General features: G+C 67.0%; 18 protein-coding genes. 6 read left to right on the top strand and 12 right to left on the bottom strand.

The features are described from left to right. The 10 genes from IEV67_RS18505 to IEV67_RS18460 all read right to left on the bottom strand — a co-directional run. Positions 1 to 571 (bottom strand): RDD family protein (locus IEV67_RS18505; protein WP_188438195.1); only part of this gene is annotated, 571 nt, incomplete at its 3' end. Further along, complete coding sequence (locus IEV67_RS18500) at positions 568 to 2,973, bottom strand: transglutaminase domain-containing protein (protein WP_188438194.1); 2,406 nt, start codon at positions 2,971 to 2,973, stop codon at positions 568 to 570. The genes IEV67_RS18505 and IEV67_RS18500, both read right to left, overlap by 4 nt. After that, entirely contained in the window at positions 2,970 to 4,229 is a 1,260-nt protein-coding gene (locus tag IEV67_RS18495) for a DUF58 domain-containing protein (RefSeq protein WP_188438193.1), read from the bottom strand. Before IEV67_RS18495 ends, IEV67_RS18500 begins: the two co-directional genes overlap by 4 nt. Continuing rightward, positions 4,229 to 5,200, bottom strand: coding sequence for an AAA family ATPase (locus IEV67_RS18490; RefSeq protein ID WP_188438192.1), 972 nt, complete (start codon positions 5,198 to 5,200; stop codon positions 4,229 to 4,231). The genes IEV67_RS18495 and IEV67_RS18490 overlap by 1 nt, the downstream gene beginning before the upstream one ends. A 21-nt stretch (positions 5,201 to 5,221) precedes the next feature. After that, positions 5,222 to 11,329, bottom strand: a complete 6,108-nt coding sequence (locus IEV67_RS18485) for an Ig-like domain-containing protein (RefSeq protein WP_188438191.1) — start codon at positions 11,327 to 11,329, stop codon at positions 5,222 to 5,224. 127 nt (positions 11,330 to 11,456) lie between these two features. Then, positions 11,457 to 12,026 (bottom strand): DNA-3-methyladenine glycosylase I, encoded by a 570-nt coding sequence (locus IEV67_RS18480; protein ID WP_188438190.1) that lies wholly within the window; start codon positions 12,024 to 12,026, stop codon positions 11,457 to 11,459. A gap of 43 nt (positions 12,027 to 12,069) precedes the next feature. After that, entirely contained in the window at positions 12,070 to 14,127 is a 2,058-nt protein-coding gene (locus IEV67_RS18475; protein ID WP_188438189.1) for an acyl-CoA dehydrogenase family protein, read from the bottom strand. Positions 14,128 to 14,278: 151 nt separating this feature from the next. Further along, positions 14,279 to 15,100 (bottom strand): MetQ/NlpA family ABC transporter substrate-binding protein, encoded by an 822-nt coding sequence (locus tag IEV67_RS18470; protein ID WP_229703359.1) that lies wholly within the window; start codon positions 15,098 to 15,100, stop codon positions 14,279 to 14,281. A 28-nt stretch (positions 15,101 to 15,128) separates the two neighbouring features. Continuing rightward, the gene (locus IEV67_RS18465) at positions 15,129 to 15,800 is read right to left on the bottom strand and encodes a methionine ABC transporter permease (protein WP_188438188.1); all 672 of its coding nucleotides are present in this window, start codon (positions 15,798 to 15,800) and stop codon (positions 15,129 to 15,131) included. Continuing rightward, positions 15,800 to 16,573: a methionine ABC transporter ATP-binding protein gene (locus tag IEV67_RS18460; protein WP_188438187.1), complete on the bottom strand. Its 774-nt coding sequence runs from the start codon at positions 16,571 to 16,573 to the stop codon at positions 15,800 to 15,802. Before IEV67_RS18460 ends, IEV67_RS18465 begins: the two co-directional genes overlap by 1 nt. 74 nt (positions 16,574 to 16,647) lie before the next feature. Between IEV67_RS18460 and IEV67_RS18455 the strand changes: the two genes are divergently transcribed. Next, positions 16,648 to 17,076, top strand: coding sequence for an OsmC family protein (locus IEV67_RS18455; protein WP_188438186.1), 429 nt, complete (start codon positions 16,648 to 16,650; stop codon positions 17,074 to 17,076). A gap of 7 nt (positions 17,077 to 17,083) precedes the next feature. Here IEV67_RS18455 and recQ read toward each other — a convergent pair whose 3' ends face one another. After that, positions 17,084 to 19,099 (bottom strand): DNA helicase RecQ, encoded by a 2,016-nt coding sequence (gene recQ, locus IEV67_RS18450; protein WP_188438185.1) that lies wholly within the window; start codon positions 19,097 to 19,099, stop codon positions 17,084 to 17,086. A 78-nt stretch (positions 19,100 to 19,177) separates the two neighbouring features. On the opposite strand from recQ, the gene IEV67_RS18445 reads away from it, so the two are divergent. From IEV67_RS18445 to IEV67_RS18425, 5 genes are all read left to right on the top strand, one after another. After that, the gene (locus tag IEV67_RS18445) at positions 19,178 to 19,504 is read left to right on the top strand and encodes a GNAT family N-acetyltransferase (RefSeq protein ID WP_188438184.1); all 327 of its coding nucleotides are present in this window, start codon (positions 19,178 to 19,180) and stop codon (positions 19,502 to 19,504) included. Further along, positions 19,501 to 20,430, top strand: a complete 930-nt coding sequence (locus IEV67_RS18440) for a pirin family protein (protein WP_188438183.1) — start codon at positions 19,501 to 19,503, stop codon at positions 20,428 to 20,430. The genes IEV67_RS18445 and IEV67_RS18440 overlap by 4 nt, the downstream gene beginning before the upstream one ends. A gap of 73 nt (positions 20,431 to 20,503) precedes the next feature. Beyond that, complete coding sequence (locus IEV67_RS19050) at positions 20,504 to 22,120, top strand: HNH endonuclease signature motif containing protein (RefSeq protein WP_229703357.1); 1,617 nt, start codon at positions 20,504 to 20,506, stop codon at positions 22,118 to 22,120. A 36-nt stretch (positions 22,121 to 22,156) separates the two neighbouring features. After that, entirely contained in the window at positions 22,157 to 23,167 is a 1,011-nt protein-coding gene (locus IEV67_RS18430) for an alpha/beta fold hydrolase (RefSeq protein ID WP_188438182.1), read from the top strand. 8 nt (positions 23,168 to 23,175) lie between these two features. Beyond that, the gene (locus IEV67_RS18425) at positions 23,176 to 23,631 is read left to right on the top strand and encodes a HEAT repeat domain-containing protein (protein WP_188438181.1); all 456 of its coding nucleotides are present in this window, start codon (positions 23,176 to 23,178) and stop codon (positions 23,629 to 23,631) included. 65 nt (positions 23,632 to 23,696) lie between these two features. Here the strand turns inward: IEV67_RS18425 and IEV67_RS18420 are convergent, their stop codons facing one another. Beyond that, complete coding sequence (locus tag IEV67_RS18420; RefSeq protein WP_188438180.1) at positions 23,697 to 26,735, bottom strand: S8 family serine peptidase; 3,039 nt, start codon at positions 26,733 to 26,735, stop codon at positions 23,697 to 23,699. Positions 26,736 to 26,855 lie beyond the last annotated feature (120 nt).

Genomic DNA, 26,855 nt, shown 5'->3' with positions numbered 1-26,855 from the left:
CGGGGAACGAGAAGTTCGGTGCTGAACCGGCGCGGCCCGGCAGCGGCGGCACCGCGTCGGGCGCCACCGGCCGCGGCGGCACGCTCATGGCCTGAGTGTGGGGCGCGGCGACCGATGCGGCACCGGCGCGCGCATCCATCATCAGCGCGCGTGCGACCTTGTCGTGCCAGCCCTGGAAACGCCCCGACCCGTCGAACAGCGGAGTGAAGTAACCGACGACGATGGATGCTGCGAGCCCGAAGATGACGTTGCGCAGCAGTGCGCGTCCGAACCCGAGCGGGGTGCCATCGGTCTCCTTGACCAGGCGCAGTCCCTGCGTGCGCATGCCGATGGAGCCGCCCGTGGCCTGCATGAAGGTGTAGAACACGAACCAGCCGACCAGGAGCAGCCACACCACCGGCGCGCCGATGGCGAGCACCCCCAGCATCCCATCGGGTCCGGCGAGCGTCGCGAAGATGATGAGCACGACGCCGAGGACGATACCGATCCCCGCCGCGATCGCGGCGTCGATGATGTATGCCACGGCACGCCGCGACGTCGGGGCGATGGTGCCGAACGCCAGTTGTGTCATGGGGTCTCACTCTCGGGTGCTTCGGAAGTGCTGTTCTTGATGGTGCCAGGTTCTCGGCGAACGCGCGCGGCTGCCGCGGTCTTGAGCCCCTGGAAGCCGTTCGACATGGCGGAGCCGACCAGCAGAGAGCGCAGGCTCAGCCGCGCCTTCGTGCGCTTCCAGAACCCTGCTTCGCTGCCGAGCCCTGCGACGATCTCGTCGACCTGCTGCCAGAAGGCGTCGACGTCGGCGGGGCTCGGATCGCTCGGCCCGAAGACCTCGGCATCCGCACGGTGCGCGAGCGTGGTCACGGTCGGCACGGTCAGAGATTCGGCGACCAGCACCGCCTCTTCACCACGGGTCGCCCCCGGTGCGAGCGGTGCGCCGTAGTCGACGGCACGGTCGGTGAGCTCGTCCCATCCGCCCGCGATGCGATCCGCCGTCCGCTCCGCTGTCCGCCGCGACCGGCGCCTCGAGGCCTTCCACGCGCCGATGATGATGAACGGTGAGGCCAGCAGCGCGATGATGCCGAGCGAAATTCCTCCAATGGCGAGGATCGCGAGGATGATGCCGCCGATGTTGAGCGATTCGTCCTCGGACTCGCGGTCATCCGGCAGCGTCGGGGGAAGGTCGACCGGCTCCTGCGGCGGGGGTGGCGGCTGCAGCACCTGCGGCTTGGGGTCGGCGCGCGGCTTGGTGTTCTGATCGTTCGGGACCTGGTCCTCCGGGGGCGTCGGGTCGAACGGAACCCAGCCGAAGCCGTCGAAGTTGACCTCGACCCAGGCGTGGATGTTGTCGCCGGTCGCCGTGAATGTTGCGGCCCCGGCCTGCTCCTCATCCGGGTAGAAGCCCATCACGACGCGCGCGGGGATGCCGACCTCGCCGGCGAGCAGCGCCATCGTGACGGCGTACTGCTCGTCGTCGCCGATCATCTGATCGCCGCCGATGAGGGTGGAGACGCGTTCGGAGGTGTGGCCGGAGCGTGAGATGACCTCGCCCTCGAGACCGTGGCTGAAGAAGCCGTCTTCGGACAGGAACGTCTCCAGGGCCTGCACCTGCTCGACAGGGGTCTCGGCATCCGACACGATCTCGCCGGCGAGGGAGGTGAACTCCTCCGGCACGTTCTCGTTCTTCGGCAGCCGCACGGCGCCGAACTCCGCTTCGGCGAGCTGCTCGTCGCTGTAGTCGGCGGGCAGCGTCGTCTCGACGGTGTAACTGTCGCCCTTGCTGAGCCCTGGCGTGGCCACGGCGGTGGCCGAGCCGGCGCTGTAGTAGGTGCCGCGACGCAGTGCGTCGCCGTCGTCGCCGGAGAAGCGGAACTCCGAGACGAATCCTGCCTGCGGAACCCACACGTCGGAGTATCCGTCGATGTCGAACTGCAGCGTCACGGGTACGCCCTCGGCGTCGGGCGACATGTTCGAGCGGATGGGCGTGAACGCACTGGATGAGCCGGGGCCGCCGTCGACGACGTTGATGACCTGGCCGTCGAACTCGTCCATGGCCGCGAGTCGGACGCGCGCGCCCTCCGGCAGTCCGCGCACGGTGAACAGCGTGCTGTCGGCATCGTCGCGCACGTGACCACGGAAGGACTGGAGGGCACTGGGATAGTCGTGCACGTTGAACGGCGGGATGATCGTGTCGCGCAGCACGTGACGCACCTCTGCGGGTGCGGTGAACGCGCTGGTCGCCACCCCGACCCCGGCTGCGACGACGAGCACCACGGCGCCCGAGAGCAGTCGCCGCATCCGCATCTGGTTCGCGCGAGCCGGATCGACCTCGCCGACCGACACCGCGGCGTTCTGCGGTGACCATATCTGGCGCATCGCCAACCAGGTGATGCTGGCGAGCGCGAAGATGGTGCCCTGGATGACCGGCACGGCCGGTTGCGGCGTACCGAGGGCGATGACGACCGCGAGCAGAATCCCTGCGGGGATCAGCGCCCAGGCGGGCTGCGCGAGACGCAGGGCGAGGGATGCCGTGACCACCGCGATGACCAGCATGAGCAGGAACGGCACGATGAAATGCCCGTCGGCGCCGGAGACCGGCGCCACCGTCGTCAGCAACTGCTTCCATGACGTGACGACCCCGACGGCGAGCTGTCGCAGCGTGTCGAGGGACGGGATGACGCCGATGATCGCCGTGTGGGGCAAGGCGAACGCGCCACCGAAGACGAAGTAGGTCAGCACGGTGAGCCCGGCAATGATGAGGATGCCCCATCGCCGCCATGCCGCGACTGCGGCGATCGCGATGCCGAGGAACGTGCCACCGATGGCCGCGCCGAGGTAGCTCCCCCCAGCGAAGCTCGGCCAGAAGCCCGCGATCGAGACGCCGAGCAGCACCAGGACAGCCACGATGTCGAGGATCCAGCGGCGCACGGGGATCACGGGCGCACTCGTGTGCACCTGTGCCGTGGTGGCGCTCATGCGAGGACCTTCTGAAGAGCGAGGGGTATCTGCTGCAGTGCACCGACGCTCACGACGGCGGCCTCGCCGATCTGGCGGAGTGCGGGCATATCGACGGTGGTGTCGGCGACGACGACGATCACTCTGGCACCGTACGGGAGCCGGGCGCAGGCGAGGCGCAGGTCTTCATTGGACACTTTGGTGCCGCACACCAGCACGACGACGCTCGCAAGCGGCGCGGTAGCGGCGATCACTCCGCTGAGATCGGAGAGCCCGCCTTCACGGGGCTTGCTGGGTTCGACGGCGGCGAGCGAGTCGAGGAACTGCTTGCCGGTGCCGGCGCGCAGCTCGCGCCCCTGCACGCGCACGTCGACGCGCTGGGAGTCGCGGATGGCACGCAGACCGACGGAGCCCGCGACCGAGATGCCGAGTTCGAAGTCCTGGGAGGTCGCGTAGTCGCCGCTCGAGCGGGAGAGTCCGATCACGAAGTGCGAGCGCCGGGTCTCCTCGTACTGGCGCACCATCATCACGCCGGTGCGAGCGGTCGATCGCCAGTGCACATGGCGCAGGTCGTCGCCGGGCTGATACTCGTTGAGCGCGTGGAATGAGACGTCGTCGCGCGAGAGGTCTGCGGCGGGAAGACCCTCGAGGTCGCGGAGGAACCCGAGCGACTGGCCGTCGAACAGCACCGTCTGCGGGTGGACGAAGAGGTCGACGGGGTCGTCACGGCGATGTGCGCGCTCGAACAGGCCGAACGGATCGCCGCGGACGACACTGACCGGGCCGACCTTGACCACGCCGCGATGCTGGGTGGGGATCGCGAACAGCTCTTCGGCCTTCTCCCCCGGCGAGAGTCGCTGGATGCCGAACTCACCGCGTCCCCCTCCGACGGGCAGCACGACGCGGGAGGGCAGGATGGCTCGACTGCCGGGGTTCGACAGCGTGAGTGCGCCGACTGCGCGTTCGCCGACGACGACCCGCGTGCGGGCGAGGTCGAGGGTGACGTCGTACTCGGTGCGTCCGATGAGGAACAGTGCGCACAGGATCAGCGTGAGCGCCACGATGACGGCGGCGAGGGTCAGCTCGCTCCAGCCCAGGCTGACACCGACGATCCAGAACACGAGCGCGAGGGCCATGAGCACCCACGCGAGCGGCCGGATGACACTCGCGATCTTCTGCAGACGGGCGCCGACGCGCGCGCCGATGACCGCCGCGATGTCGCGCCATCCGGCGTCACGGGCGATCTCGGGCGATGCGGGCAGCGTCTCTGCGGTCATCAAGCCGCCGTTCGCGCCTGGGGAGCCGCGATCGTCTCGAGCACGCGGTTGATCACCACATCCGCGGTGGTGCCGGCGAACTCGGCCTCGGCGTCGAGCATCAGACGGTGCTGCCACGACGGCGCGATGAGCGTCTTGATGTCGTCCGGCAGCACGTAGTGGCGGCCGTGTGCGGCCGCCCACACCTTGGCGAGCCGGATCATGGCGATCGCCCCGCGCACCGACACTCCGAGCCGCACGCCGCTGTCATTGCGAGTCGCCTCTGCGAGTTCGGCGACGTAGCGCAGCACAGCTGGCTCGACATGAGCACTGGCGGCGAGGTCGGCCATGTCGGCGACGGCACCGGTGGTGATCATTGCGGAGAGGCTCGACGACGGATTGCGATCGGATGCTCCGGCGAGGATCAGCTCTGTGACCGCGAGGTCGGGGTAGCCGATCGACGTCTTGATGAGGAAGCGGTCGAGCTGCGCCTCAGGCAGCTTGTACGTGCCGGCCTGCTCGACCGGGTTCTGGGTGGCGATGACGAGGAACGGACGGCCGGCTTCGTGGGTGACGCCGTCGACCGTGACCTTCGACTCCTCCATGACCTCGAGAAGGGCGGACTGCGTCTTCGGGGAGGCGCGGTTGATCTCGTCCGCGAGCACGATCGACGAGAAGATCGGACCCTTGTGGAACTCGAACTTGTGCGCCTGCTGGTCGTAGATCGTGACACCCGTGACGTCGGACGGGAGCAGGTCGGGCGTGAACTGGATGCGAGAGCTCGTGCCCTGCACCGTCGCGGCCAGCGCCTTCGCGAGACTCGTCTTCCCCGTGCCAGGAGCATCCTCGAGGAGCACGTGGCCCTCGGCCAGCATGGCCGCCAGCACCAGGCTGACGACCTCGCGCTTACCCTGCACGGCCTTGTCGATGTTGTCGACCAGGCGGGTGAAGGTGCCCTGGAACCAGGCAGCCTGTTCGGGGGTCATGGTCATTCGCGATTCTCTTTTCTCTTACTAGTACCAGGTCATCGGCTGCGCGGAGCCCCAGCCCTCGATGTACACGCTCACGGTCGTATTGGGCATCCCGTAGAAGCACTCGAGCTCCACCTTGCCGTTGGCAGGGACATATTTTGTTTGTCCCCCGTGCCTGTCGCCTGGGACGTCACAATAGAGCCTGTAGTTTCCGGCCGGAAAGTCCTTCACCTGGACGGCCATGTATGCACACGTGGGCGTAGTGCAGGACCCGCTCCCGCCCCATCCAGGCGGCCAGTAACCGGACTTTCCCTTGACCGTGTTGGCCGTCGGATCTGGCTTCTTGTCCGTAGTCGCGGACGCCGATGCCACGGACGACCAGCCTGCCTTGTTCTGCACCCTCACATCGATCGCAAAGTTCTGCGAGTACGGGCTGCCGACGTTCCGGGTACCGCTGTTGCCCACGCTTTCCCAGCCGCTCCAGTTACCGTTCTGGTTACGGATACGGATCTGTGTGTCGGTGAGTGCAGCGCCGTTGTTGCCATTGTTACTCCAGCTGAGCGTGATGTTCGAGCCATTGTTCCTCGCACTCGCGTTCGGCTGCGGCGGGATGCCGAACGGCGTCGCCGCGTTGGAGGCGGCCGACCCGACACCCGTGTAGCTGCCCGTGCCGGTATTGGACAGCGCGCGGATCTCGACCCGATACTGCGTGCCGTTGCTGAGCCCGCCGATCGTGTTGTTGGTCAGGGCCTGCCATCCGCCGCCGTTCAGCCGGTACTGGTAGCTGATCTCGGACGCCTTTGCACCGTTTCGCTGCTCCGCCGTCAGGGTGTAGTTGTCGGCGATCGTGATGGATCGGTCGTCTGCAGAGATCGACGGGGTGTTCGGAGCGTCCGGACGGATCGCACCGCGGCGCTCAGCCGAGGGCGGGCTCCACGCTCCCCACCCCGCCTTGTTCTCAGCGCGGACGATGTAGGTGTAGCCCCGCTCCGATGTGGGCACGGTGACGGCCTGGCTGGTCTGTCCTGCGGGGACGTTGATCGTCCGCACCGTCGAGCCGCCCTCGAGCACCTGCACCTGATAGCTGTCGATCGAATCGCCGTTGTTGTTCGGTGCCGCCCAGACCACGTTCATCTGCGCCTGGTCGCCGACCGCAGCGAGCTCCGACGTGGTCGGCGCTGCCGGCTGCACCGGCGGACCGGCGGGAATCTCCGCGAGGGACCATCCGCTGTACGTCGACGGCTCAGGAGCCCTGTTCACGGCCTGCACCCTGACCTGGTACGAGGTGCCGTTCTCCAGTCCCTCCCAGGTCAGCGAGTTGCCTGACACACCGGTCTTCTCGGTGATGCCGGATGGCGGCGCCGGCGAGATCTGAAGATTGTACGACTCGACTGGAGAACCCGGGGTGGTCGGCGTGGTCCAGGCCACCGCCAGCGACTTGTCGCCGAAGACGAGCGTCGGCGCGACCGGGGTGTCGGGACGCGCATCGGGGCGTGCGACCGCAGATGCCCCCGACGGCTCTGAGTCCCCGACACGGTTGGTCGCGATGACCTGGAAGGTGTACTCGACGTTGTTCGTCAGACCGTCCAGCGTGCACGTCGTCGACGCGCACTCCTTGCTGTACGCGCTTCCCGAGGTGCTCGAGACGGTGTATTTGGAGATCTCGGCACCGTTGTTTGACGGTGCCGAGAATGACACCACGACGGTTCGGTCCTGCACACTCGTCACCTGCGGTCGGCCCGGCGCCTCCGGTACGCCCTGGACCGTCAGCACAATGCGGCCGTCGACGTGTCGATCGGTATCCTCGGTGGCATCCTCGATCGTGTACCTGACGACGAGCGTGCCGACGAACTCCTTGTCCGGGGTCACCCGGACCTCATTGCCCTCGACCGTGGCGCTGCCGCTGCCGGATTCCGGTGCGGCCGACACGAGCTTCAGCGGGGTCTCGGGGAACGGGTTGAAGTCATTCGCGAGCACGGGCACCGAGATGGTCTCGCCCTGATCCGCCTCGTCGATCGTGTCGGTGTTCGCCGTCGCCATCGCACGCGTCGATGCCGTGACGTTCACGATCACGGTGCCCTCGACCGCCTCGGTCTCGCCGTCTGTGACCTTGACGGTGAGCGTCTGGCTCGTGCCCTTCTTCGCGTTCGACGCCGCCTCGACGCTCAGAGACGCTCCGTCGGTGCGCGCAGTCAGACCGTTTCCGGGGTCGCCCTCGAGCGAGAACTCGTGCTTACCGGCATCCTCCGGATCTGGATCCGTGGTCAGCGCCTCGAGATCGAGCGTCGTTGCAGCCTCGCCGGGTGCGACGTTGATCTCGGCGCGCGTGAACGTGGGCGGCTGGTTGTCTGGCGGCAGCACGGTGACCGGGATCGTCAGAGTGGCCTTTCGACCGTCCGGATCATCGGGCCCGGTGCCGTCCGTGACCTCGAACGAGATGCCGTCTTCGCCGTAGAAGCCGGGCTTCGAGGTGTAGACGAGCGTGCTGGCGTCCTTGACCAGGTCGGCGCCATCTGCGTTCGATGCGCTCACCTTCGCGTGCTCAGTGATCACGACGGATCCACCGCCGGCGACCGTCACGTACTCGTCCAGGGGCAGTTCTTTGGTCTCTCCGCTGATGACCTCGACGGGCTTGGTCGAGGTGAGCGAGGGCCTCAGGTCCTTCACGGCCGGAACGAAGATGAACGCCGACGTCGACAGCTCATCGCGGTCGGTGAGCGTGTAGCGGATCAGCTGCATCTCATCGCCGACGGTGACGCGCACCTTGCCGTCATCGAGCAGGGTGCCGCCTGCACCGACCTCGACCTCAAGCGCTTCGGTCGTGCCGTCCGGATCCTCGTCATTGGCGAGGATGTCCACATCGCTGGTGAGCCCGCCGTCGGTGAGGTCGGTGGGCAGCACGCGATCATCACGCGCGATCGGTGCCAGCAGCGGCACGTCCTCGTCCACTGTGATCTGCAGCACGGCCTGCGCGGGCGCACCGCGGGAGTCGCTGACTGTGTACTGCAGCGAGGTCTCGACCGCACGATCCGGCGCCTGTACGAGCACCCGGTCCCCCGAGACGCGGGCCTCGAGTTCTGAGTCCTCCGGCAGGACGAGTCCGTCCTTCACGAGCGACAAGGTGTCGCCCTCGGGGTCGGAGTCGTTCAGCATCACCGGCACGGCGATCTCGCGCCCTGGACGCACGACGACAGCATCCTTGACCGCGTACGGCGCCTGGTTCATCTCTTCGGCCGGGGCGACGCCGACGCGGATCGTCGCCGTGCCCTCCTTGCCGAGACGGTCGCGCACCCGATACGAGAAAGTGTCGACGCCCGCAGAATCGGCGTACGCCTCGTAGACGAAGTAGTTCTGCGCGACCTCGGTGATCCGCCCCTTCTTCGGGTTCGAGGCGAGACCGATCAACTCGACGGAGTCGCCGTCGGCGTCGATGCCGTCCAGCGGCACCGCGATGTTCGCGACGTTGCCGCTGAGCACACGTGTGGTGATGTCCTGCGGACGAGGTGCAGCATTGTCATCCTGAACAGGCACGATCTGGATCGTGATGTACCCGCCGACCTTGTTCCCACGCGTGTCGGACACCTCGTAAGTGGCGTAGACGGTCTTGGGTTCGTCGCCCGCCTTGAAGCGCACGGCATCCTGCGAGACGAAGATCTCGCCGTCCTCCGGTTCGACGAAGGGCTCGACCAGTTCGGGCTCGAGAGTCAGCGCGTCGCCGACCGGGCTCGTGTCGTTGTCGAGCACCGGAATTGTCACGACGTCGCCGACGCGCACCACGGCCTGATCCGGGGTGGTGACGGGAGGAAGGATCTTCTCCGGCGCGGGGATCGGGATGACGACCACCTCGCCCTCGGCGGTCTTGGACCCGTTCGAGATGCGGTAGCTGATGCGCACCTGCTCGTCGAGAGCACCCTGGTCACCGATGCGCAGCGACTCGTGGTTCAGCACCGAGACAGAGATGCCGCTGCCGGGTTCCACGCTCACCGACTGGATCACCAGGATGCCGCCGGAGGGATCCGTGTCGTTGTTCAGCACGCCCAGCAGCACCTCGCCGCCGGTCGGTAGCAGTGCGACATCGCGCACCGCGACCGGAGGCAGGTCCTGCTCGCTCGCGTCGGCGACGTCGATGCGGACGATGCCCGGCACACCGTTCGGTCCCGCAGCGACCTCGTACAGCACGTAGTACACACCGGGTGCGGGAGCGCTGAAGGTGAAGGTCTTGTTCGGATAGTCGGGCTCGACCGTCGCGCCCGGCGTCTCATCGCCGTTGACCCTGGTGAGGCGAAGCTGCTCCTGACCGGAACTGGAGTCGTTCGCGAGCGGCGACACCGTCACCTGCTCGCCGACACGGGTCATCACGTGATCGGCATTCGTCTTCGGCAGCGTCGATCCTGCAGGGCGCACGTCGAGCACGAGGGTGCCCGTCGCGATCTCGCCGAGAGCATCGGCGACCGAGATCTCCACTTCCTTGCGGCCCTGCAGGCTCGCCGTGGCGCGGTACGTGATCTGCCCGTCGGTGGTGAACTCGACCTCGTCGCCCGGGGCCGCGATGACCTCACGCAGGTAGATGTCGTCGCCCTCCGGGTCGATCCAGTCCGGCAGGATGTTGTACGAGATCGTGCCGCCGGTCTCGATCGCCAGCGCCGTCGTGCGCTTCGGCTTCGGGGCGGTGTTGGTGTCCCAGTCCTTGACCGAGAGGTTCACGTTCGCCGTGTCCGTGCCGCCGCGGCCGTCATCCACCTCGTACGCGAAGGATGCCGAGCCAGAGGCATCCTCTCCCACGGCGATCTGCAGCGAGCCGCCGTCGTAGATGGGCTGCACGGTTCCGATCGAGGGCTGCTGCTCCGCGATCGCCGCGACCAGCACGTCGCCGTCGGGGTCGTTGTCGTTGTCGAGCACGGGCAGTGCCGTGGTCTGACCAGGACGCACGCCGAATTCGTCGTCTTCTGCGACGGGCGGCGTGTTCACGTCCGTGCGCACCGGGAGGGTGGTCTCCACGGTCTCCTGCGTGGTGTCCTCCTCGTCCTCGGTCTCGCCCTCGGGCGGGGTCAGGTCGTCCCAGTTGTCGACCTGCTGAAGGCTCTCGTCGGCGAGCCACGCCGCGCCGCCGACCGTGTCGTTGAGGATGATGACGTCGCGGTTCACGCGGAACTTCAGCGTCGCCGAAGACTCGACGCCCGGGACTTCTTCGTTGACGTCGTCATCGCCGCCTGGACAGTCGCGGACGAACGCGCCGGTGCCGGACCAGGCGCCGTACGTGCAGCCGAGCAACGACACGGGCGCCGCAGGGGTCCCGTCACCGCCGGCCTTGGTCACGACCGGCTCGGCCCCGTCGAGCGGAACGTCGATCAGTTGAGATGCTGTCGCCACGGTCACGGCATCCGTCGCCGCCGACGCGTACTGGAGCACGGCAGAGTCGGCCTCGGGGATCTCGGTGCGGAATCCGCCGGGAGTCATCACGGCGCTGTCGGCCGGCGACAGCACGACGGGCGTCTCACCGACCACCGTGATGGTGGGAGCGATCGACGTGTCGATCTCTCCGAGAGAGGCGGACTGCGGGTCGAGTGCTTCGCCCTCGTTGTCGACCGGGATGGTGACAACTTCGGCGCTCTCGCCGGAGACGGCATACACCGCGCCGTCCTGACCGACGGTCACGTCGGAGTTCTTGCCCAGTTCGACGAGCGGATCCGTCCCCTGCAGCTCGAAGCCGGATATGCCCTTGACCGGCACGACCCAGAGGTCGCCCGACTCGGTGTCGAGGATCGCCGCGGTCTGCGCACCGAGCGCCACCTTCGCCGACCCGGGGATGGTGGTGCTGTCGCCCAGCGAGACGCGCGCGGAGTCGACGGCCGTGAGCGTCGCGTCGGTGCGGTCCGTCACGAGCACGGTCGACTCGTCCTGGAGGATGTCGAAGCCCTCGCCCGTCGTGCGCAATCCGCCGTCGAGGAGGGTGGACTCGTTGTTGAAGTGGCCGACCATCAGCGACGATGACTTCGTGATCCAGACGCCGCCGTCGTTCAGATCGACCTTCGTGGTCGGATTGCCTTCATACGCGAAGGCGAGCGTGCCGATCGCGACGACCGCCGCTGTGACACCCGCAACCGATGCGGCTGTCTTCGGCTTCGCGCGCAACCATGACAGCGCCTTCATCGTCAGTCATCCCCCGATTAACATCTGCTTCGTCGTCGGCGCCGTTCACAGCCACTCGCGGCAGGAGGCACCGGTACATACTAACTGCCGCAGGCGAAGCGCCCCACGGGCAGAAATGCCCATCTGATCAGGCAGCCCGCCAGCATCCCTCCACGTGGTCATCGACCATGCCCGTCGACTGCATCAGCGCGTACATGGTGGTCGCTCCGACGAATCGGAACCCGCGGGCGCGCAGCGCCTTGCTCATCGCGGTCGACTCGGCGGTCACCGCAGGCACGTCGTCGAAGGAACGAGGACGGGCGCCGGGGGCCGGGGCGAACGACCACATCAGCTCGTCGAGATCACCCTCCACCATCTCCGTCACGAGGCGCGCGTTGCCGATCGTGGCGAGGATCTTCGCGCGGTTGCGGATGATCCCGGCATCCGCCATCAGGGTCTCGACGTCGTCCTCATCGAACGCGGCGACCGCCTCGGGGTCGAACCCCGCGAACACCTCACGGAAACGCGGACGCTTGCGCAGGATCGTGATCCAGCTGAGCCCGGCCTGGAACCCCTCGAGCGCCATCTTCTCGAAGAGCGCGCGGCCGCCGTGCAGCGGCACGCCCCACTCCTCGTCGTGGTACCTGGCGTATTCGGCATCTGCTCCGATCCACGCGCAACGCGCGCGTCCGTCGGCACCGGTGAGGAGGGAGGTCATGACACAACGCTATCCGGCGGGTCGGACACCACCCGACGGGGCGTCAGGCCTTCTTCTGCTTCTTGAGGGCCTTCTCCGAGATCGGCGCCTGGCCGGATGCCGCGAGCTCTGCGTAGTACGCCCGCGCCTCGTTCTGACGCTCCAGCTCCACACCACTGGCGATGGGCGCGCGCACGTGCTCGGGCTCGTAGCCGAAGGCGTTCACCAGGTCGAGCGCGTGCGGACGCAGTCGCAGGCAGAGGCGGTCGATGTAGCTCGAGACCGCCGCAGCGCGCTGCGTCGACAGGCGTCCGTTGATGATGTGCCAGGCGAGGTGCTTCTCGATGAGCTGCAGTCCGAAGAGGTCGCGCAGCCAGGTGAGCACGTGCCGTGTGCCGTCGTCGGGCATGCTGTTGACAGCATCCGTGAACGCCTCCCACTGCAGCAGCTCGCCGTGCGCACGAGCGGCCTCGATCAGATCCGCCTGGTTCTCGTTGAAGAGCTTCTCGCCGAGCACCTTGTCCTTACCCGCTGGACGCAGGCGACCGGCGATGTCGGCGATCATCTGCTGCACGCGGTCGGCCAGCAGCTCGTGCTGCTGCTCGGCACGAAGACCGTTCTCGACCGAGCGCGCGGTCGAGCCGAAGTCGGCGATGTTCTGACCGAAGCGGCGCAGTCCAGCGCCGTGGAACACCTTGCCCGCGGTCTGACCGACGGCGTATTTGGCGAGCGCCGCGGCATCCTTGTCCTTGAACTGCTTCGCGAAATCCGTCAGCAGTCGCTTGCCCACCAACTGCAGCAGGATGTTGTTGTCGCCCTCGAAGGTGACGTAGATGTCGAGGTCGGCTCGCAGACCGACCAGACGGTTCTCGAACATGTAGCCGGCGCCGCCGCAGGCCTCACGGGCCTCCTGCAGCGTGTCGAGTGCGTGCCAGGTCGACAGCGGCTTGAGCGCTGCGGCGAGGGTCTCGAGGTCTTCGCGGTCGTCCGGGGTGTCGGTGCGGCCCGAGAACACGCCGTCGAACTTCTGCAGGAACTCGTCGTGCGCGAAGATCTGCGCGTAGGTGGTGGCCAGGCGCGGCAGCAGGCGGCGCTGGTGCTTGCCGTAGTCGAGCAGCACGACCTCCTGCCCGTCCGCTCCGTCGAACTGGCGGCGCTGGGTGGCGTAGGTGATCGCGATGTAGAGGCCGAGGGCGGAGCCCCAGGATGCTGCGCCGTCAAGTGACACACGACCCTGCACCAGGGTGCCGAGCATCGTGAAGAAGCGGCGACCGGGGCTGTCGATCGGGCTCGTGTAGGTGCCGTCCGCGGCGACATCGCCGTACTTGTTCAGCAGGTTGGTGCGGGGGATGCGCACGTGGTCGAAGGAGAGGCGGCCGTTGTCGATGCCGTTGAGGCCGCCCTTGAGGCCGTCGTCCTCGCGGCCGATGCCAGGCAGGTCGTTGCCGTCCTCGCCGCGAAGCGGCACGTAGAAGCAGTGCACGCCGTGGCTGACGCCGTTCGTGATGAGCTGTGCGAACACCGTTGCCGCGACGCCGTGCAGTGCGGCGTTGCCGAGGAACTCCTTCGTGGCCGCGCGGAACGGCGTGTCGATCACGAACTCCTCGGTCTCGGGATCGTATGTCGCGGTCGTGCCCGCGGCTGCCACGTCGGAGCCGTGTCCGATCTCGGTCATCGCGAACGCGCCGGGGATCGTGAGGTCCATGATTCCGGGGAGCCACTTCCTGTGGTGCTCTTCGGTGCCGAGCTGGAGCACGGCGGATCCGAACAGGCCCCACTGCACGCCGGCCTTGATCTGCAGGCTCGGGTCGGCCGCGACGAGCTCCTCGAAGCCGGAGATGTTGGCGCCGTTGTTCGCTTCGCCGCCGAACTCCTTGGGGAACGCGCGGTGCACGGCCTTGTTCTCGACCAGGAGGTGCAGCTGGCTGAGCACGCGTTCGCGGTGCTCGTCCTTGCCGAGCTCATCCATCCGCCAGAAGGCCGGGTCCTTGATCATCTCGCGCGCGGTGCGGCGCGTGTCGGCCCAGGTTCCGAGCAGAAGGTCGTTGACCCGGTCGACATCGATGCGGGGCGCATCGTCGTCTCGGTGTGTCGTTGCGGTGCGGACGGCGGCGTCGACCATGAGAGTTCCTCTCAGAGAGAAGTAAGGATGCTTCAACCGTAGGAGTCCTCCAACGGGCTACCAAGTGATGTGTGCGCAACCTCCAACGCGCTCGCGTCACGCGGTCAGGTCGAGTTGTCGCGAGGCCACAGCCGGTCCGCCAGAGCTCGGCTCAGAACGCGACGTCGATCGTGCCGTTGGACTCGATGACATCGCGCACCTCGTCGCTGGAGAATGCGGCCTTCAGCGCCTCGGTCGCCTCGCTGTCGGCATCCTCTTCACGGACCGCGAGGTGCAGCGCGAACCGATCGTCGAGTTCCGTGATGAGACCGTCGTCTTCGGGATTGAGTCCGAGAGCCGCGATGTGCGATGGCCACTGGAACACCAGGTCGGCCTCCTCGTACGCGGAGTTCAGCGATGCGATCGGCACCTCGAGGAACTCGACGTTCTTCGGGTTCTCGGCGATGTCTTCGACGGTGGCGGAGTACGGATCCACGTCTGCGGCGAGAGTGATGACCCCCTCGGCGTCGAGCAGCTTGAGGGCGCGGCCGAGGTTCGACGCGTCATTCGGCACGGCGATGGTGGCGCCGTCTGGCAGGTCGGCGATGTCGTCGAGCGTCTTCGAGTAGAAGGCGATCACGAAGTTGTAAACCGGCTGCACGGCCACGAGGGAGGCGTCGTTCGCCGCGTTGAACTCCTGCATGTACGGCTCGTGCTGCGAGAAGTTGCCGTAGGCATCGCCGTCGTTCACGATCGTGTTGGCCGTGATGTAGTCAGAGACCTCGACGAGCTCGATCTCGTAGCCGTCCTCGATCGCCTCGCCGGCGGCCTCGACGACATCCGTCATGGGCGCCGTCACGGCCGCGATCTTCAACACGACAGGTTCGGATGCTGCGGCATCAGCGTCTTCGGACGCCTGATCCGACGCGCATCCGGCCAACATCATGGTGGCTCCGATGCCGGCGGCGAGGATGCCGATACGTGCGGTTCTCATTGGTCCTTCTCTCTTCGTAGGTGTCTTCTCAGCGGTGATCGAGTCGTTCCGATGCACGGTGGCCGACCGCCTGGATCACCAGCACGCAGACGACGATGATCGCGATCGTGATGTACATGAGCGCGTCGTTGTATTCCTGGTAGCCGTAGCGCATGGCGAAGTCACCGATGCCTCCGCCGCCCACGACGCCGAGCACGGTCGAGTACGACAACAGGCTGATCGCGGCGGAGGTGAGGGCGTAGACGAGACCGGAGCGGGCTTCGGGCAGCAGGACGCGGAACACCGCCTGCGGGAGCGTGGTGCCCATGGCGACGGCGACACGGGAGATACCGGGCGGGATCTCCCGCAGGATCTGCTCGACCAGCCGCGCGTAGATCGCAACCGCGACGAAGCACAGCGGCAGGGTCGATGCCTGCGTGCCGAAGCTCGTACCGACCACTGCGCGCGTGAACGGGATGAGAAAGACCACGAGCAGAAGGAAGGGGAAGGAGCGGACGATGTTGATGTACATGTTCGCGATCGACCAGATCGGGCGATTCTCTGCGATCCCCCCGCGCTGCGTGAGGAACACGACCGTCCCGAGCGGGAGGCCGATCAGTACGGCGGACGCCAGCGACACGAGCATCATGTACCCGGTCTCGGCGAGCGCCTCGGCGATATCGCCGCCGTACTCGGAGAGAAGGTCGGTGAGCCAGCTCATCACATCAGCTCTCGCTTGACCTGCTCGTGATAACTGGGCATGGTCCGCAGATCGGTCTTCTTCACGGCGAAGAGCTCGCGCATGCGCCCCTTCTCGAGCAGCAGCGCCCGATCGCAGATCGCCTTCACGACGTCGAGATCGTGGGAGATCACGACGATCGTGGTCCCGAACTTCTCGCGGGCGTCGAGCAGCACTCGGAGCACCTCGGCGGTCGTGCTGGCATCCAGCGACGACGTCGGTTCGTCGCAGAGCAGCAGCGGCGGCCGCGTGACCAGGGCTCTGGCGAGTCCGACGCGCTGCTTCTCCCCTCCGCTGAGTTCGGCGGGGTGATGGTCGGCGCGATGCGTGAGTCCGACGAAGGCGAGCATCTCGTCTACTGCTGCGCGCTCTTCGGCGCGGCTCCTGGCGATGCCTGCCCGACGGCCGATCTGGAGTCCGAGCGCGACGTTCTGACGCACCGTCCGGCTGCTGAGCAGGTGGACACCCTGGAACACGACGCCGATGTTCCGCCGGAGCATCCGCATCTCTCGGCGGCTGCGCCCGGCCACCGGCGTGCCGTCGACGCGCACCTCACCCTCGTCAGTCGTGGTGAGCCCATTGATGAGCTCGAGAAGCGTGGTCTTGCCCGCGCCACTCTCGCCGATGACGCCGAAGATCTCACCGCGGTAGATGCTCAGATCGATGCCGTCGAGCGCCCGGGGCTGATCCGGGCGGTCGTCGTAGCGCTTGCTGACGTCGCTGAACTCGACGATCGTCGTGCTCGAGATATCCATCGATGCGTGCCGCTTCCTTCGTTCGCGGCTTCATCGCCCGGAGTTGGTGTACTGAGTCCAACTATAGTTGAGGTATGAGCATGAGGTACCGGACAGAGGCGATCAACAGCGACGGCGGAGACGGCACTGCCGGCGTGCCGGAGGGTTTGACCGTGACGGTGTCGTCACCGCTGAACCCCGATCGCGATCCGGCCGGGACGAACCCGGAGCAGTTGCTGGCCCTCGCCTGGGCGACATGCCTGAACGCCACGGCGCAGGCTGTCGTCGCGCGACGCACGCGGACCGCGGTGCGTGTCGAGGTGGAGCTGCACGACGCCTCGACGGGTGGGTACGAGTTCCACGTCGACGCATTCTTGTCGGTCGAGGACGCCTCAGGCGAGGAGACTCGGCGCGTGCTCGACGCCGCTCATGCCCGCTGCCCTGTGTCGAAGCTCATCGGTGGCGCCGCCACGGTGTCTGTGCATGCCGAGGAGTTCGCCGAGGCGGCGGCTTCGACTCGCTGACGCCCGGTCAGTTCGCGGCGACCACCGCGAGCACCGCGTCGCCGTAGGCCTCGCGTTTCTTCTCGCCGATACCGGTGATGCCGTCGAGATCGCCCATGGATGCGGGACGGATCTCGGCGAGCGCACGCAGGGTCGCATCGCCGAAGACGATGTACGCGGGCTTCCCGATCTCCCTCGCCGTCTCGGCGCGCCACACCCGCAGGGCCTCGAAGAGCGAGCGGTCGCCCTCGGCGACAGCATCCGACGCCGCCGACGTCTTGCGCGCGCGACTCGCAGTGACCCGGCCCATGGTGTCCTTGCGCAGTGGCACCGACGTCTCGCCGCTCAGCACACCGGCCGCCACCTCGCCGGGTGCGAGCGTGCCGTAGTCGCCCTGGGCCACGAGGATTCCACGCGCGAGCAGCTGCCGTACGACGCTGCGCCAATCCTGATCGGACAGGTCGGCGCCGATGCCGTAGGTCGCGATGCCATCGTGCTTCTGCTGGCGGATGCGGTCGTTCGATGATCCGCGCAGGATGTCGATGAGGTGACCGGCACCGAACGCCTGGTTGCGCTCGCGCTTCAGGCGCACGATCGTCGACAGCAGCTTCTGCGCCGGCACGAGGCCGTCGAACGTCTCGGGCTTCTCCAGGCACGTGTCGCAGTTGCCGCAGGCGCCTGACTCCTGGCCGAAATAGCCCAGCAGGTTCTGACGTCGGCACTCGACCGTCTCGCACAGCGCGAGCATGGCGTCGAGATGCTGACCCATCCGCATCTTGAAGGTGCGATCGCCTGGGCTCTGATCGATCATGCGGCGCTGCTGCACGACGTCACCGAGGCCGTACGCCATCCACGCCACCGCCGGCTCGCCGTCGCGGCCGGCACGACCCGTCTCCTGGTAGTAGCCCTCGACGGACTTCGGCAGGTCGATGTGGGCGACGAAGCGCACATCCGGTTTGTCGATGCCCATGCCGAACGCGATCGTCGCGACCATCACGACGCCGTCTTCTCGCAGGAACCGCGACTGGTTCACCGAACGCACCTCTGCGGGAAGGCCTGCGTGGTAGGGCAGCGCGTCGAGTCCCTGCGCTGCGAGATAAGTGGCGGTCTGCTCGACCGACTTGCGACTCAGCGCGTAGACGATGCCGGCCGCGCCGTCGGGCATCGAGCGGATGAACTGCACCAGTTGCTTGCGCGGGTCGACCTTCGGGACGATCCGGTACTGGATGTTCGGGCGGTCGAAGCTCGCCACGAAGTGTTGAGCACTGTCGAGCTGCAGGCGCTCGGTGAGCTCCTTGTGGGTGGCGCGGGTCGCGGTCGCGGTGAGCGCCATGCGCGGCACCCCGGGGAACCTCTCACCGAGGTCGCCGAGCGCCAGATAATCGGGGCGGAAGTCGTGGCCCCACTGCGACACGCAGTGCGCCTCGTCGATCGCGATCACGCTGAGCACGCCGCGCTGCAGCAGCGCCGTGGTCTGCCGGTTCGACAGCCGCTCGGGGGCGACGTAGATGAGGTCGAGTTCGCCGGCGACGTACGCCCGCTCCACTTCGGAACGTTCGGATGCCGACTGCGTCGAGTTCAGATAAGCGGCGTTGACGCCGTTGGCGCGCAGCGCATCGACCTGGTCATGCATGAGGGCGATCAGCGGGCTGATCACGAGTCCGGTGCCCTCGCGCACAAGCGCGGGCACCTGATAGGTGACGCTCTTTCCGGCGCCGGTCGGCATCAGCACGACAGCATCCCCACCGCCGATCACCTGATCGACGATGGATTCCTGGTCACCGCGGAACGCGTCGTAGCCGAAGACGGTGTGCAGCGCTTCGCGTGCGGTCGCATAGCGCGCGGGCGTCGCGCGACGGATGCTGGGGGTGGATGCTGTCGCGACAGGCGTCGTCGGGCTCTGACCCCAGTCGAGCGGCGGTTCGTAGCCGGCGCCCTGCGGTTCCCAGTCCATCTCTTCAGGCGGAGGTGCGTCTTCCCAGCGTTCGGGCTCGGTCGGATCCCAGGGCAGATCCTCGTACGGGTCACGGGATGTCTGCGGCATCCCTCCAGCGTAACGACCCCTGCCGACGCCCGCCGTCCTAGGGTGGGGATAACCGGCGGACAACGCGAAGGAGCATCCATGACCGACGACACCACCGTCTCCCGCAACGACGAAGCCTCCCGCTATGAGATCCGCGTCGGCGACGTCCTCGCCGGTTTCGCGAAGTTCGATCAGCGGCCTGGCGAGATCCGCTTCGTCCACACCGAAGTCGATCCCGCTTTCCAGGGGAAAGGTCTGGCGTCGATTCTCGCCGCGGGCGCGCTGGCGGATGCCGCAGCATCCGGCGACACGATCGTGCCGTACTGCCCGTACATCGCGAAGTACCTGAAGTCGCACGAGGTCGCGGGCGCGGAGATCCGCTGGCCGCAGCTTCCGACCGACCCGACGGATGCCGTCGGCCGATGATCGGCCGGCGCACCATCTCGCTCGAACCGCGCGAGGTGCCGCTCGGCGGCGTGCGCGGCATGAGCGTTCTGCGCACCTTGCCTAACCGCGATCTGCCGACGGTCGGAGCCTGGTGCTTCCTCGATCGCTTCGGGCCAGGACCGGTGCGGATGCGGGTCGAGCCGCATCCGCACATCGGCCTGCAGACCGTCACGTGGCCGCTCGTCGGTGACATGCGCCACCGCGACTCGGTCGACAGCGACGTGACCCTGAAGCGCGGGCAGCTGAACCTCATGACCGCGGGGAACGGCATCTCGCACTCCGAGTACTCACTCGGCGAAGAGCCGATTCCGCTCGACGCCCTGCAGCTCTGGGTCGTGCTGCCGGAGCCAGCGCGACATGGTGCGGGTGGGTTCGAGCAGCACACGTCACTTCCCACAGTGGCGATCCCGGCTTCCTCAGGTTCCGATGCCACAGCGACGGTCGTGCTCGGTGAGTTCGCCGGCATCCGCTCGCCCGCGACAGCGCACACGCCGATCGTCGGGGCCGAGATCGCGCTGCCGGCAGGGAGCCGCGTCACCCTGCCGCTCGATGAGGCGTGGGAGCACGCGATCGTGCTGGTCGAGGGTGACGTCTCGATCGACTCACGCCCGGTGGTGCGTAACGAGATGTTGTACCTCGGGGACACGCGCTCGGAGGTCTCCGTTTCGAGCGCCGAGGGCGCGCTGCTCTTCGTCCTCGGCGGCGAGCCGTTCGAAGAGGGCCTGGTGATGTGGTGGAACTTCGCCGGCCGCACGCACGACGAGATCGCTCAGGCGCGTACCGATTGGGAGACCCCGGATGCCGCGTCCGCTCGATTCGGGCACGTCGTGACCCACGGGGCCGAGCGCATCCCCGCTCCGGAGCTGCCGAACGTGAGGTTGAAGGCCAGGCGTCGACGCATCTGAATCTGCGTACAAAGAGTCGAGAAATCAGAACTTGGCTCTTGTTTCTTTCGAAGCTATGTTCTAGACTCGAAGTATGGCAACGATCAGCCCACCGCGTCCGACACTCGAGGATTCCTTCGCGCGTCAAGGCGAGCTGCTCGACGGTTGGGGCGATCTGGGCATGCAGATCGGCGCCCTCGAAGCGCAACGAGCTGAACTGTTGGCCGAGCGCCTCGACATGTTGGCACAGGAGCGTTCGCTGGAGCCTGGTTCTGATGAGATCGCGTTCCGGTCGATGTGCGCCGAGTACGCGGCTGCTGGACATATCCCGCCGACCACGGCTGCCACCCACATCACCGGCGCATGGGCGTTGGCACGCCTGTTCCCGGGGACTCTGGCCTCGTTGGCGTCCGGCGCGATCAGCAAGCGGCACGCAGACGTCATCGTCGCCGCGGCTCCGAATGTGAGCGGCGATCCCGACGCGGTGCGCCTGCGCGCGGAGTACGAGCAACAGGTACTCCCCTTCGCAGAGAATGACACCGCCGCACGCACGCGCACCCATGCCCGTGGCGTGGCCGCTGCGTTGCACCCGGAGGGGATGTCTGAGCAGCACCGCCGTGCGCGAACCGAACGCAGCGTCACCGTGAAGTCCGACGGTGACGGGATGGCGGTGTTGACCGCGATCCTGCCCGAACTCCTCGCCTACGCCATCCATGACCGGCTGACGGCGATGGCAGCGGACGTCACTCAGGCGCGTCCCGAGGGCCGGCGCCGGCCACGTCGGTCGACACTGGAGAAGATTCGCGCCGAGCGCGATGCCGCTCTCGCGGAGCAGACTCCCTTCGACCCCGAGCCGCCGATCGATCTTGAGAATGAGTTCCGGAATTCGATGGCGAAGCCAGCGCCGTGGGAGAAGTCCGCGGCAGAGAATTCCGCAAGCGACGAGAATGCCGCAAGCGACGGCGACTCCGCAAGCGACGGCGATGCCTCGCCGATCGATGCGACGGATCAGTACTTCGATGAGTACATCGATGACGTGCACTCCGACGGCGACGCTGACGCGGACACCGAGACGTTGTTCCACGACTCGACCCCGATGCACGACGGCTACGGCGCCCTCGAATACGACACGCGCACCAGGGATCAGCTGCGTGCCGACATCCTCGCCGATCTTCTGCTGACGACCACTCCCACCAGCGTCACGACGACAGCACTCGGATCCGTGAAAGCCACCGTTCAGATCACCATCAGTGCTTCGACGCTCGCGGGCGACGACGATGCGATGGCCGAGCTCAACGGCCATGGCCCCATGACTCCTGACGCCGCGAGAATTCTCGCCGGTCGCGCCGGAAGTTGGGATCGCGCGTTCCTCGACCCCAGAGGCATGGTCGTCGAGACCGACAACTATGTCCCCACCGCGGGGATGAAGCGGTTCCTGCGCGCCCGCGACCAGCATTGCCGCTTCCCCGGGTGCCGCGCGCCCGCACACCGTTGCCAGATCGACCACAACCATGACCATGCCAAGGGCGGGCCGACGGCCCTGTGCAATCTGTGCCTGTTCTGCACCAGTCACCATCCACTCAAGCATCCAGATGTCGATGCGCGCGACCGATGGACGGCGAAACAACTCGACGACGGCGTGATCCTGTGGACCAGCCCGCTCGGGCGCAACTACACCGACGAAGCCCCGTTGCGCGTGATGTTCGTGTGAGGACGATGCGGGCGAGCGTCCTTCTAGACTGACCGCATGAGCGACGAAACCGGCCGCGCGGTGATCGCGGATCTGTGCCGCATTCCCAATCCCGAAGCGATCGATCGCACGGAATTCGTCGAGCTCGGCGGGGTCGAGCAGTTCGTCTCGATCCGCGGTCGAAGCACGACGAACCCGGTGCTCATCGTCTGCCACGGTGGACCAGCGCTTCCGTCACTGCCGTCGTCGTGGATATGGCAGCGAGGAGTTGAGGACTTCTTCACCGTCGTCAACTATGACCAGCGCTCCAGCGGCAGATCCGCGGGCGGAGCGAGCGACGAAACAGACCTGCGCATCGACAGATACGTCGATGATCTCGTGGAACTGATCGCCTGGCTGCAGGACGAGCTCGGCGTGACGAAAGTGGGTGTTCTGGGACACAGCTGGGGAACGATCATCGGCGTCACGCTGGCCGAGCGGCGGCCTGACCTGCTGTGGGGCTACATCGGTGTCGGTCAGGTGATCTCGGGCGCAGAGAACGAAGTCGAGAGCTTCGGCCACGCCATCCGAAGCGCGACGGCGGATCAGAACGATGAAGCACTCGCGGAGCTTCGGGCGCTCGGTGACTATCCCGGCGCCCAGCCATTGACTCTCGAGCGAATCGTCGCCTGCCGGAAATGGGCGCAGCACTACGGAGGACTGTCGGCGTATCGATCCGGCTCCGCCTACTTGACGGAATCGGCGCAACTCTCGCCGTACTACACGAATGATGAGCTGGAGCTCTTCGGCGCCGGCCAGCAGACGACTATTCCAGCGGTGCTTCCCGGCATGTTTCGCTTCGATGCGCGCGATCGGATCGCGTTCGACGTGCCCGTGCTGTTGTTCCTCGGACGCCACGATTGGACGACCCCGACGGGGCCCGTCGAGCGCTGGATCGAAAAGGTGACGGCGCCATCGAAGGACGTCGTCTGGTTCGAGAACTCGGCGCACCTGTGCATGCACGAGGAGCCGGGAAAGTTCGTGGTGAGTCTCGTGAACCTGGCGTTGCCGCACGCCGCGATCGCCTGATCTTCGCGATGACCACCCGATCGAGATGGGGTATCTCGCCGAGGGAGCGCGTGCGGCGCGAATGCGTCCGCCGCGGTGAAGACGCGGTGATCGCCGGATGCATCGCCCTGCTCAAGGGTGAAGAGGGCGAAGAGGGCGATGAGGTCGACCCCGAGTTGATCTACGCGCTGGGCGGTCCTCCGGCGCGATGGGCCATCACCGGAGGAGAGAGCGGTCCGACGTATTGGCTCAGAGTCTGGGCGGCGCGAGGCTTGCTCTACGCATACGACCAATCGGCGTCGGGGCCGATCATCGATGCCCTCTCCGATGAACACTGGCGCGTACGCGAGATGGCGGCAAAGGTCTGCGGTCGCCATCGGGTCGAAGACGCACTTCCGCAGCTCAGCGACCTCGCACGCGACCCGAGAGTTCGCGTGCAGCGCGCCGCCGAACGAGCTGCGATCCGGATCACGACGACGCAATGACGTCCTTCGGCATCGAAGGGGCGCCCCGTACCCGTGCACGAGGCGCCCTTCGATTCCGGCCAGATCTACTGCGAAGTGTCGACCGAGACGATCGTCCGCACAGCGGACTCGCCGTACTGCACGACGCCGAGGTACTCCGTGCCCGCCGCGAGGCCGCTCCAGCTGAGCTCGTAGCTCGTCGCCTCGCCCTGCGTCACCGGGATCGGATTCGGCGTCGCCGTGAGAGCGCCCTCGCCGCCCGGCGCCACGTTGGCGTAGGTCATGTCCCACGTCATCGGCGCGGTCGTCGAGTACACGTTCGCGACGATCAGGTACGTACCGGCCGTCGGGGTCGGGAGCGTCACCTGCTCGTCGGCCGAAGCCGTCGCCGACTGCCACCGTTCGTAGTAGCGCAGATCATCCGGCGCGACCACGCGGTACACCGTCAGATCGAGGTCGCTCCCCTCGTCATCCGATGAGTCGAGATCGAACCTCGACAGCGTCGTGCCCTCCGGAACATCGACGACCCATGAGACGTCCTTGTTCGCATCGCCCGAGCCCTCGTCACCCGAGTGCCCCTCGACGGGGTGAGCGGGATCGGTGAGCAGCTGGAACGGCGTGAGACCGGCGAGGTTCAGCGGCAGCTCACCATCCACACCCGGTGTGATCTCGACGACTGCGCTGCCGTCGACGCCGGTTCCGGTGGCCTCCGCCGGCGCATCCGCCGTCACAGGGAACACCGCGATCGGCGAACGCACCGAGTTCGACCCGCTCGACCAGGTGAGCGATCCGGTCGCCCACTGCTCGACCGGTGCGCTCTCGTTGTCGAACGTGATCGTGTACGTGGCTGTCTCGCCGGCGCCGCCGAAGCTGAGCGTCGACGGCTCGACCGTCGCGTTCACGCCGGGCACGTCGACGCTCGCGGTGAACGTTCCCGCCTCGGTCGAGGTGACCGTGCGGGTGACCGTCTGCGCACTGGCGAGCGTGCCGATCGAGATCGATGCGAGGTTGAGGTCGCTGCCGTCGATCGGCTCGATGCCGTCGAACTCGGCGAGCCCCTTGCCCTCGATGAACGCCGCCCAGTCCGCGGCGCCGTTCAGGTACAGCATCCCTGGTTCGAAGAACCGTGTCGGGTCGACCTGACCCGCGCCCTGCGCGAACGGGTCGGTGCTCGCCGAGCCATCCGGGTTCACGGTGTCGTAGGCGGTGGTCATCATGGCCGACTTCACCTCGGCCGGCGTCGCGTTCGGGCGCTCACCGAGATACAGCGCACCGAGACCCGCGATGTGCGGAGACGCCATCGACGTGCCGGACAGGATGCCGAAGGTCGGCGCATCCTTCCGACCGCTGTTGGTCGCTGCGAGGATCGCCACACCAGGAGCCGCGATATCCGGTTTCATGACATCGCTGCCGTCGGCGTGCACCGGCCCTCGGCTGGAGAATCCGGCGATCTGGGGCACCGGGGTGACCTCGTCGGTCGTGTTCTCGCCGACCAGCGAAATCGGCCGGTCGACACCACCCTGAACGTAGGCGAGCACCGCCTCTCGATGCGCCGAGGCGAGATGCACCGTCGGGACGACGTGGAAGTCGTTGTCGAGAGAATCCGCTTCACCCGGAACGTTCACGAGCACCATGCCGATGCCACCCGCGTCCTTCACGACCTGCGACTTCTCCGCACGGGCGTTGTTGCCGCGATCGCAGACGACGATGTGCCCGGAGACCTTCGCCGAATCGAGCGTGCCCGGCAGGCACAGCCGAGGGTCGACCGCGCCAGCGAGCGCAGCATCCGCTGCATAGATCGACGGGCCCGTGACGGTCTCTCCGAACGGTACCGAGACGGATGCTCCGGCTTGAGCGAAACCGTCGAAGACGACCGTGCCCTCCCAGGTCGGAATGGTGGATGCCGCGACCGAGGTGTACCACGGCGATGCATGGTCGGCGGTGACGGCATCCGGTCCGTCGTTGCCCGCGCTGACCGCGACGAACACGCCGGCGGCAGCGGCGTTCAGGAACGCGACGTCGTCAGGAGCGAGCACCGTGGTGGCCGCTCCGCCGCCGATCGAGTAATTGATCACATCGACGCCATCGGCGACGGCCTGATCGATCGCGGAGATGAGGTCGCTGAGCGCGCAGATGTCATCGTCCGTGACCAGCGGGTCCGCTCCGACGTAGCAGGCCTTGTAGGCCGCGACCTTGGCCGCCGGCGCCACACCCGAGATCGTGCCGAGATCGACACCCTCCACCGCAGCTGCGACGCCGAAGTTCCCGGCCGCCGTGCTGGCGGTGTGCGAGCCGTGGCCATCGCCGTCACGCGGAGACAGATAGTCGTACTGGAAGTCGAATCCGGCAGCCGTCGCGCCGGCGGTGAAGTACTGTCCACCGATCAGTTTGGTGGAGTAATCGTGCTTGTCCCAGTCCTGACCGTTCACGATCGCACCACGGAACTGGCCGCCGTCGGACTTGTCGAAGTACACGTAGGAGCCGTCACTGTACGGCTTGCCCTCGCTCTTCTTCTGCTTCTTCAGCTTGTCGCCAGCGAACGACGGATGCTCCGGCGCGATCCCCGTGTCGATCACGCCGACCACGACGCCTTCGCCCGCGTGATCCACGCCCCCGGTCTCCTCCCAGACCCCGCCTGCGCCTGCGGCGTCATCGCCCAGGCCGAGGAAATCGGTGGAGGTCTGCGCGTCGGGGTGCCGGATCTCGTCCGGGAACACCCCGAGTACGTCCTTGGACGAGCGCAGCGCATCGACCTGCTCGCCGGTGAGATCGGCGCTGAAGCCGTTGACGGTCACCTGGTACGTGGCGTCGGTCGTGACGCCCTCTGCCTGCGCGAGCTTGCGCTGCTCGTTCGCGAGGTGCGCGATGTACTTCTGCGAGTCCGTCGAATGGGCGTCGAGCTGCGTGCCGGGCTTCGGCTTCGTGCTGCGCAGCCCTTTGGTGTCGCCTTCGTACGTGGCGAGCGGATCGGCCTTCATCATGACGATGTAGTGCCCTGGAGTGCCCTCCACCGGTGCGGGATGTGTCACCCCCTCGACGCTTGCGAAACTGGCTGTTGCCGAGGAACCGATGACGACTGCGGCCACTGTGACGGCCATCGCCAATCGGAAGGGTGATCGACCCATGTGTCTCTCCGATGGTCTGCGAGCTGCGGCTGCGTTGCCGCACAATCGATCAACTTAGCGCCCGCGCACCGACCGCACCAGACGTCCAAATGGCGAGTGGTCTACGACCTATGGAGACGT

It is taken from the genome of Microbacterium murale (genome assembly GCF_014635185.1).
GTDB classification, from domain to species: Bacteria; Actinomycetota; Actinomycetes; order Actinomycetales; family Microbacteriaceae; genus Microbacterium; species Microbacterium murale.
Note: the sequence above shows the minus strand (reverse complement) of the source record. Positions and strands in the feature narration are given on the sequence as shown.

Bases quoted from the DNA above. Each gene is read 5' to 3' on its own strand.
- IEV67_RS18500 (WP_188438194.1), bottom strand. From the start codon at position 2,973: ATGAGCGCCACCACGGCACAGGTGCACACGAGTGCGCCCGTGATCCCC.
- IEV67_RS18495 (WP_188438193.1), bottom strand. From the start codon at position 4,229: ATGACCGCAGAGACGCTGCCCGCATCGCCCGAGATCGCCCGTGACGCC.
- IEV67_RS18490 (WP_188438192.1), bottom strand. From the start codon at position 5,200: ATGACCATGACCCCCGAACAGGCTGCCTGGTTCCAGGGCACCTTCACC.
- IEV67_RS18485 (WP_188438191.1), bottom strand. From the start codon at position 11,329: ATGAAGGCGCTGTCATGGTTGCGCGCGAAGCCGAAGACAGCCGCATCG.
- IEV67_RS18480 (WP_188438190.1), bottom strand. From the start codon at position 12,026: ATGACCTCCCTCCTCACCGGTGCCGACGGACGCGCGCGTTGCGCGTGG.
- IEV67_RS18475 (WP_188438189.1), bottom strand. From the start codon at position 14,127: ATGGTCGACGCCGCCGTCCGCACCGCAACGACACACCGAGACGACGAT.
- IEV67_RS18470 (WP_229703359.1), bottom strand. From the start codon at position 15,100: ATGAGAACCGCACGTATCGGCATCCTCGCCGCCGGCATCGGAGCCACC.
- IEV67_RS18465 (WP_188438188.1), bottom strand. From the start codon at position 15,800: ATGAGCTGGCTCACCGACCTTCTCTCCGAGTACGGCGGCGATATCGCC.
- IEV67_RS18460 (WP_188438187.1), bottom strand. From the start codon at position 16,573: ATGGATATCTCGAGCACGACGATCGTCGAGTTCAGCGACGTCAGCAAG.
- IEV67_RS18455 (WP_188438186.1), top strand. From the start codon at position 16,648: ATGAGCATGAGGTACCGGACAGAGGCGATCAACAGCGACGGCGGAGAC.
- recQ (WP_188438185.1), bottom strand. From the start codon at position 19,099: ATGCCGCAGACATCCCGTGACCCGTACGAGGATCTGCCCTGGGATCCG.
- IEV67_RS18445 (WP_188438184.1), top strand. From the start codon at position 19,178: ATGACCGACGACACCACCGTCTCCCGCAACGACGAAGCCTCCCGCTAT.
- IEV67_RS18440 (WP_188438183.1), top strand. From the start codon at position 19,501: ATGATCGGCCGGCGCACCATCTCGCTCGAACCGCGCGAGGTGCCGCTC.
- IEV67_RS19050 (WP_229703357.1), top strand. From the start codon at position 20,504: ATGGCAACGATCAGCCCACCGCGTCCGACACTCGAGGATTCCTTCGCG.
- IEV67_RS18430 (WP_188438182.1), top strand. From the start codon at position 22,157: ATGAGCGACGAAACCGGCCGCGCGGTGATCGCGGATCTGTGCCGCATT.
- IEV67_RS18425 (WP_188438181.1), top strand. From the start codon at position 23,176: ATGACCACCCGATCGAGATGGGGTATCTCGCCGAGGGAGCGCGTGCGG.
- IEV67_RS18420 (WP_188438180.1), bottom strand. From the start codon at position 26,735: ATGGGTCGATCACCCTTCCGATTGGCGATGGCCGTCACAGTGGCCGCA.